Source organism: Vibrio sp. YT-15, assembly GCF_033337445.1.
Classification (GTDB): Bacteria; Pseudomonadota; Gammaproteobacteria; order Enterobacterales; family Vibrionaceae; genus Vibrio; species Vibrio alginolyticus.
In genome coordinates, this window is sequence record NZ_JAWOQR010000008.1 from 76747 (window position 1) to 84844 (window position 8098).

General features: G+C 39.3%; 8 protein-coding genes and 1 pseudogene. 7 read left to right on the forward strand and 2 right to left on the reverse strand.

Going from position 1 to position 8098, the window contains the following annotated elements; translation table 11 throughout:
• Window positions 1-109 precede the first annotated feature (109 nt).
• From vxrA to R7D93_RS15865, 6 genes are all read left to right on the forward strand, one after another.
• Window positions 110-1564, forward strand: coding sequence for a sensor histidine kinase VxrA (gene vxrA, locus R7D93_RS15840; RefSeq protein WP_025767766.1), 1455 nt, complete (start codon window positions 110-112; stop codon window positions 1562-1564).
• Window positions 1539-2201, forward strand: a complete 663-nt coding sequence (gene vxrB / locus R7D93_RS15845) for a response regulator transcription factor VxrB (RefSeq protein WP_005376251.1) — start codon at window positions 1539-1541, stop codon at window positions 2199-2201. The genes vxrA and vxrB overlap by 26 nt, the downstream gene beginning before the upstream one ends.
• 6 nt (window positions 2202-2207) lie before the next feature.
• On the forward strand, window positions 2208-3089 hold the full coding sequence (locus R7D93_RS15850; RefSeq protein WP_225495879.1) for a DUF2861 family protein: 882 nt from the start codon (window positions 2208-2210) through the stop codon (window positions 3087-3089).
• Window positions 3090-3149: 60 nt separating this feature from the next.
• Entirely contained in the window at window positions 3150-4271 is a 1122-nt protein-coding gene (locus R7D93_RS15855; protein WP_005388052.1) for a conjugal transfer protein TraF, read from the forward strand.
• Between the two features lie 41 nt (window positions 4272-4312).
• A complete protein-coding gene (locus tag R7D93_RS15860) occupies window positions 4313-4474 on the forward strand; it encodes a YoaH family protein (protein ID WP_005376257.1) in 162 nt (53 codons plus the stop codon).
• Window positions 4475-5280: 806 nt separating this feature from the next.
• Window positions 5281-5670 (forward strand): universal stress protein, encoded by a 390-nt coding sequence (locus R7D93_RS15865; protein WP_053307697.1) that lies wholly within the window; start codon window positions 5281-5283, stop codon window positions 5668-5670.
• A gap of 90 nt (window positions 5671-5760) precedes the next feature.
• Here the strand turns inward: R7D93_RS15865 and R7D93_RS15870 are convergent, their stop codons facing one another.
• Both R7D93_RS15870 and R7D93_RS15875 read right to left on the reverse strand, forming a co-directional pair.
• Window positions 5761-5973: a hypothetical protein gene (locus R7D93_RS15870; RefSeq protein WP_005376260.1), complete on the reverse strand. Its 213-nt coding sequence runs from the start codon at window positions 5971-5973 to the stop codon at window positions 5761-5763.
• Window positions 5974-6268: 295 nt separating this feature from the next.
• A pseudogene (locus tag R7D93_RS15875) lies at window positions 6269-7108 on the reverse strand (LysR family transcriptional regulator).
• A gap of 666 nt (window positions 7109-7774) precedes the next feature.
• Here R7D93_RS15875 and R7D93_RS15880 point away from each other — a divergent pair.
• A complete protein-coding gene (locus tag R7D93_RS15880; protein ID WP_017820154.1) occupies window positions 7775-8008 on the forward strand; it encodes a hypothetical protein in 234 nt (77 codons plus the stop codon).
• Window positions 8009-8098 lie beyond the last annotated feature (90 nt).

Genomic DNA, 8098 nt, shown 5'->3' on the forward strand with positions numbered 1-8098 from the left:
TTTTGTTCCGTTTCAATGTTATAGTAATGCAAATCCTTCTGTTAGCAGATGTCAATTGCTTGTAGATTGATGTATAGTTTTGGCTAATGTAACAAGTGACGGTAACAGTTTGATTAAAAAGTTTTTGCTCGGTTTTGCAACTGTATTGCCGCTTTTTTCGGCACCTGCATTTTCCGATTCACTACCAGAAAGAATAGATACGTTTACAGAGCTATTTAACTATGAAGTAGCTCTTAAGTCGTACGATATTCGTATTCTGCAATCAAATTATCCTACCAAGTTACTTGCGCCAGATTCGCTTCTGCCGCAAACGTCTGACTATCCGTTAAAAGATATCCAACAGCTTTACAGCTTGGCGAATACTTGTCGTGGCAAATTACCATTAAGTCCTTTAATTACTGAGCCTTTAGTATTTACAAGAGCGATTTGTAAAGGGACGCAGCTGACACCTCGTTGGTTCTCGCGTAGTGGTCTCATTCACCCTGGTGGTGGGACGTACGCGGCACGTTATGTGGATAAGTATCCAGAACTCAAACCCAAACTATCTCAGTACATGCATATAAAAGAGCGTGATAACGAGGAAGGGGATGAGTTGCTAGAAAGCTTGAAAAACATGGATGACGACGCCATTAATGCTTTGATTGCAGGCGCGAGCATGTTTATTGAAGGTAACGAACTTTGGCTAAGACGTGGTGACCGTTACTTTGTTTTCGAGAAAGATATCTGGCAAGAGAACGTAGCGAATGCGGGTCTGTCATACGCTCTAGCCTCTCAAAGCAAAAGTTGCTTTGTTAAACGAGGCAATATTTGTTGGGATGTAGAAGATCACTCGCAAGTTTTGCGGATCAGTATGATCATACTGGTAATCGCCAATATTCTTTTGGTGATTGGTTGGGCGGTGTACCGTTGGAATAGCAAGCGAGAAGAACTACGTAGTAGAATGCTCGTGTTGCAAATTTTAACGCATGAGCTCAGAACACCGATTGCATCTCTGTCACTAACGGTTGAAGGCTTTCGTCGAGAGTTCGAGCATTTGCCTGAAAGTGTGTATGACGAATTCCGCAGATTGTGTGAAGATACGCGCCGCCTGCGTCAATTGGCAGAAGCGAGTAAAGATTATTTGCAATCTGATAACCAAATGCTTGCAACAGACTGGGTACCATCCGTTGCAGATTGGTTAGAATTTAAGATCGAAGAAGAATTTGATAGTGCCGTGCTTTTTAACATCAATGAAGATGTGGCTGCTAAAGTTAATGTGTACTGGTTAGGAACTTGTATCGATAACTTGCTTCGTAATGCGCTTAAGTACGGTGTCGCACCGGTTGAATTGGATGTCTCAACTAGTGAAGAAAAAATAGTATTCCAAGTCCGAGATGCAGGAGGCCTAACGGCTAAAGATTGGGCAAATTTGAAGAAACCGTTCGTAAGTAAGAGCGGGTTAGGACTTGGATTAACAATCGTTGAATCTATGGTAGGCCGCATGGGCGGAAAAATGTCCTTAATGGGACCACCTACAACTTTTATATTGGAGATACCTTGTGAAACAGACACTGCTTCTCGTTGAGGACGATAAAAACTTGGCTGACGGCCTGTTAGTAAGCCTGGAACAAGCAGGATATGAGTGTTTACATGTGGAGCGTATTGCAGACGTAGAGCCACAATGGAAAAAAGCTGACTTGGTAATTCTCGATCGCCAACTCCCAGATGGTGACTCTGTACAATGTCTCCCAGAATGGAAACAGATTAAAGACGTACCAGTTATCTTGTTAACGGCACTTGTTACCGTAAAAGATAAAGTTGCAGGCCTTGATTCCGGCGCGAACGACTACTTAACAAAGCCTTTTGCTGAGGCGGAGCTTTTTGCGAGAATCCGTGCACAGCTACGAGCACCGGATTCAGCAGAACAAAGCAACGCTGATAAAGTGATTACAAAAGACTTAGAGATTGACCGCTCGACTCGTGAAGTGACTTATAAAGACGAGCTAATTACGCTTACTCGAACAGAGTTTGATTTGCTGCTATTTTTGGCATCAAACTTAGGTCGCGTGTTTACTCGTGATGAGCTACTTGACCACGTTTGGGGTTACAATCACTTCCCGACAACACGTACGGTTGATACACATGTACTACAGCTTCGTCAAAAACTGCCAGGACTGGAAATTGAAACACTTCGTGGTGTTGGCTACAAGATGAAAGCATAAGTCGTAATGAAAATACTAATCCCTGTAGTTGTCTCATTAGCGTTAGTGAAACCAGTCCATGCGATGGACTGGTTTCAAACTAACACGCCTTTAACACAGGCACATCAACACTTACTTGAAGATGATCTTGCGGGTATGTTCAACTCTCTTGTTGAACTCTGGCAAACGGAACCAAGTAAAGATTTGACTCCTCACCTTAATGATCTTCTTGGTCAGTCACTATCCAAAAACTGTGGCAAGGCTCTCACTGGTGTAACGCTGCCTGATTGGATAAGTGGTGTGAACGTTATTCGTCAGACTATTCAAAGCCCTGGGCGAGATACATTTAGATTGGTGATCAAGCTAAGAGCTACAACTGACATCGAAAATATTTCATTTAATCGATGGGTGGATGATTCTATATCCGCGGACAGTTCATTCAGCTATGAACAACAGCCGAACGGGACAGAACTTGCCAACGAGCGTAGTTACTCGAAACGCTATAACTTAACAGGCAAGCTTGAAGCTGGTTTATATCACTTAACCGTTGTTTCTACTGATAAACAAGAGTATCGAACTTGGGTAATACTTGGAGATTCAAACTCTTCTCAATATGTTCGTTGGACATCTAAAGAGAATTGGAAAGTAGAAAAGAGCGCACTTCGTAATCCCCATTGTCCATTACCGCAACTTGAAGTTGGTTTGTATGACTACATTGATGGCCAGTACGAGCAAATGTGGAAAAAGACTTATGAGTCTAACTATCCAAATTCATTGGAGCTAGCGGGTGTCCCAAACGATAGATACGTATTGGCGGTAAGTATCAATAGTCGCCGTTGGCAGGGCGATATAATTGTTGAGCAGGCTCAAACTATTAGCCGAACCTATGATCTTTCCCAGGAAGAATAGTTAAAGAAATACTACTTGTGCCGATAAAGGTTCAGGACGAACTAAAATCACAAGTGTAGTATGAAAAACAAATATAAAATTCTTGCCACTTCTGTTGCTACTATTCTTTTCGCTAATGCTGCTTCTGCTGCTACTTATGCGATAGAGGCTCGTAGTGATGCAATGGGTGGCGTTGGTACCGTATCAGCAACTTATCTAACTGCGCCTTTTTTCAACCCCGCTCTTACTGCGATTTATCGCCGAAATGACGATGCAGGCATGATCGTGCCAAGTTTTGGTGGCAGCTACGATGATCAATATGATCTAGTTGATGAGATCGAACGCATCAGCAAATTGACAGACGTCGATGAAATCAAAAAATCGATGGATGCTATCGATGGGAAAAAGACAGACTTTGATCTTGGTGGTGTCGTTGCCATTGGTATCCCCAACAAATTCTTATCTGCAACTGCATACGGTAAGCTATACACTGAATCATTCGTACAACCAAATGTTGATACCTCAGGTACTAATCCATTAGATGATAGCTATGTACAAGGTGTTTCTATTGGCGTGGCTGAAGCTGGTATTTCACTTGCTAAATACACTAATTTCATGAACCAACACCTTTCTTTTGGTGTTACTCCTAAACTTCAGCGTATATACACATACTCATACGCCACGAGTTTTCAGAATTTTGATACTAAAGACTTACGTGAAAATGAGACCGCGGAAACGATGTTTAACTTAGACGCAGGCGCACTTTGGTTCTTTGGCCCATATCGTCTCGGTATTTCAGCGAAAAATTTGATCGGAAGAGACGTTAAAACAAAATCATTCCAATATGGCAGCGATACGATAAAATCATACGAATATAGCATGCGTCCTGTATACACCGTTGGGGCAGGGATTGTTGCCGATTACTTTACGATGAGTGTTGACTACGATCTTAACGAAGAAAAACGTTTTTCATCCTTTGATGATAATACGCAAATGATTCGAGCTGGTATTGAGTTTGATATTTTGCGTCAAATGGCATTACGAGCAGGGTATATGAAGAACTTAGCTCGAAGTAATGACGAAGGAACCATTACTGCTGGTATCGGGTTGTCCCCACTTAAGTTGTTCGAATTGGATATCGCAGCTCAGTACACAAACGAGAACGCTATGGGTGCATCCATTAATTTCCTTGCTACCTATTAATTGAATCGTTATAGTCAGCTCCTCAAAATGAGGAGCTTTTTATGTTTGACGATTTACCCCCTCTATCTCACCAAGAGCAACAACAAGCTGTAGAGAGAATTCAAGAATTGATGGCGAAGGGCACAAGTACTGCAGAAGCTATCAAAATTGTTGCCGAACGGATTCGTTCTGAGTACGCAGAAAAACAACAGCAACAAAACTAATCAATTCATGGACAGGGCATACGCCCTGTTTTTTGCCTTTCTATTTTCTATTCCTTTACACTCCCAAACACCACCCTGGTTACGCTGTAACTAAAATTTACTATACCTATATGATTTTAATCTTGTTCAATTGCCTTTAAGACTAAATAGCGAGTTAGTAAAATTTTACTTAATCTAGTTAACCTTATTTTTCGCAGTACAGGTAATTAGGCATTTTTAAAGAACTAACAAATTAAACTCAATAATATCAATTATTTACCTCGGTCATTTAATCTGTCAACCATATTGGTAGTGATTGATCTGGTAATTTAATTACAAAGTACGAGAGGGCTTCGTTCCCAGGCAGAGGATTATGCTGAAAAAAAGAAAAAAGATACACCGTAACTTATAGCGGTAATTAAACTAGACTTATTAAATAAGCGATATAAGAACAGTAAGCACTCGCAGACATATATAATAGATGAATCGAAGTTCATCTTATTGAGCTGCTTTTTTAGCCGAAATACGTCTCCTGGATTTGAGCGGAGCGTTACATATTGAACACGCTTAACCTAAAGTAGTTTTACTAAACTAGGCGACGTTGAAGTGGGTAATATGAAACCTCAAGAGTAGTAGAAATCAAGAGCAGTAACGCCTATTACAACGTAACGTTTCCTGACGTCCTTCCTGTTAAATAGTCCGATAATTAGAGAAGAAATTGGAAAAACATCGTTGATCTTTGGATGATTAGCAGTAGTTTTGATGTTGTGTTCGCTCTATGTGGACTAGACTTAATATGAGAACAAAAACTAACCAAGGGAGGAATGATGGGTTACAAGCATGTTTTGGTTGCTGTCGACTTATCTAAATCTAGCCAAGCCGTTATCGAAAAAGCAATAATGCAAGCAGATAACTCAAGCAGCAAACTCTCATTTGTTTACGTAGATGTTGATCGCATAGTCATGGAAGCTAAGGAAGAGCAAGAATTGGAAAGAAGGCTGCAAGAGCTCGCTGATAAATGCTTATACCCAGTAAACGAGACCATGGTAGTAATCGGCGATCTTCATATAAAACTATCGGGAATCGTCAAAAAAGAGGGGATAGATTTAGTTGTCTGTGGTCATCATCACTACTTATTGAGTCGCTTTTTTTCATCGATACCAAAGGTTGTGAACGAAGTTGAAGCTGATTTATTAATCGTCTATTTAGACGAGTGATCGACAACTCTTGTTCGCACTCATCATTTTTTGTCACTAAAAAGCCGAACTTTTATGTTCGGCTTGGTGTATCGGTGATAATAAAAGTTTTTAGCCAGGAATGATTGATGCCTCATGAGATAAAACAGATGCAGACTCCGCGTTTGACTGCAGATCAAAATGTACGTTAACTTGCACGCCTTCTCGCTCAAAAGTGACATCATCAAAATCGGTCATAGCGATTTTGAATCCATTTCTAGCAAAAAAGCCAGTCACCATAGTTCGCTGCTTAATTTCTAATGCAGACGCGAGTAGCTTATCCATGGCATTCTCCTTGGTTATTGTGGGGATATGGGTAGAAGATACACATAGATTGGTATGAAATCAATTTTATATAAAGTTGCTTTTGATGAAAATTTTAATGTAAGTCAATCTATCGTTTACCCCACGTGATTTATTCCACGCAAAACCTTGATAACAAGACGGCAGAGCATCTCACATTGTGATAGCAAGCATAAAGATGGGGTGTTAATAAATACCGCTGAAACAATATGTTACAAAGATTAGCGTTAGGCCTAGTTGAGTAGACAACGCAAAATTCTAAATCTGAACAACCGCCCTAAAATGACTCACTCTTCAATACTTGTGATAACTCAGACCTAATAAAAGTAGATATCTCAGCTAGCTTTCTTGGCAAAGGGTTTTAATAAGGGTAGGCAATATACATGGAACGTTCTATATCAAAAGTTTGCGATATTCGGATGTTTTTGTCTATATAGTTACTTTTAATAAGATAGTTTGGAATGACACCAACCCCAACTCCCTCAGAAACAAAGTTTATTAAAATAGAGGTGTTATCAACTTCGATAACATCAGTATATTGATTTTTAATTGATTCCTTATTCGAATGATGTTTGTAGATTAATAGTGTTTTGTTGTTGGCATTACTTACCCTAGATATCAAAACATCACTATAATCACCAATTTTATGTGCAATAAGAGTGTCATCAATAACATTATTAAGCCTAATCGCTAAATCTACATTGCTTTCTAATAAATTTTCTACATTGTTACTTGACGATATTTCAAAATCAACTTTTGGATATCGTTCTTGTAAGTCTTTAAGAACAGAACCAACAATAGAAGAGGCTATAGAGTTGGGCATTGTGATTTTAAACTTTCCATCAATGCATTCACTCAACGAGCTAGCTCTGTAATTTAACTCGTGCAAACTCTCTAACGTCTTGATAGCAAGCTCTCTAATGCTTTCGCCATGATCAGTTAAAACGAGTTTCCTTGTTGTCCTGTGGACGAGTGTTACACCAAGTTGTTTTTCTAATGCTGCTAGCTGCCTGCTGACTTGAGCTTTAGACTTTCCAAGTTCTTTTGATGCCTCTGTAAGAGAGAGGTGTTTACAAATGGCTGCAAAGCAGATCAGCTCATTGTTCATCAATTCCATGATTGTTACCTTTTTGCAACTCTGAGTCACGTTGTCTTTTAACTGGTGGGAAAGTATAACTTGCATCATCGGAGGGGGACAATGATATTTAAAAGCCGCCATGAAATAATGGCAGACTACTATCTTAATAAAACTATATTGGATATTAAGTTAAACCGATATCCTGAAGAAATTAACTCAATCGGATTAAATATAGAAAATAAAGAATTTGTCTCGTGAAATTACTAAGTTGGATTCGGGTGATTTAATTGTTGATTGTGCATCATTGATAATGACTCATTACATATCGGAAAAAGTAATAATAAAAGTTGAAATTAATTTTTTAAATTATAAAGTTAAACGTGTAAGGATATTAAAATATGAAGACTGCAATACAAAATTCGAAAAGATCTGTTTATCAGAAAGATACATTGTATAGAATAATAAATAATATTAGTACTTTGTATACCAAATCACTAGTAAAATTATTTGGTGAAGAGCTGAGAATCCATCATTGCAAACATAAGATTAATGTAAGAACCACTAACGAGTTGAGTGAACATATGAAGAAAGATCTAGGTATAGATTGAAAAGTAGAGAGTTTACATCTATTAGATTCCTTGTTCCTATAAAACTAATGTAGTACTTACACGTTTGGGTTAAGCAAATGCGTGTCCATGTTGACTCATGTTGAATGAGCAAGATGCAGAACCAACGTGTACAGTGTTGAACGTAACCCAAGATACAATGAAGGAACTTAATCAGCCACACGGTTTTAAAGTTGATGACTGGTTATTATCAAGTTGTCGCTGTGGTGAAATCGAAGTTCACGGTCCATACAAGACAGCTGATGAGGCTTGCAAAGCAGCAACAGCCAAATACGGTGTAACTAAACTGACTTCACCAATGCTAATCTTCTAACTCTAAAGTGCGTATTATGGGTGAGTGTTATGTTGAGCGGTTCGCCTTTGGCCTAGAACGCCGAAAAGGTGGGCGGTGCGAAGTGGCTCA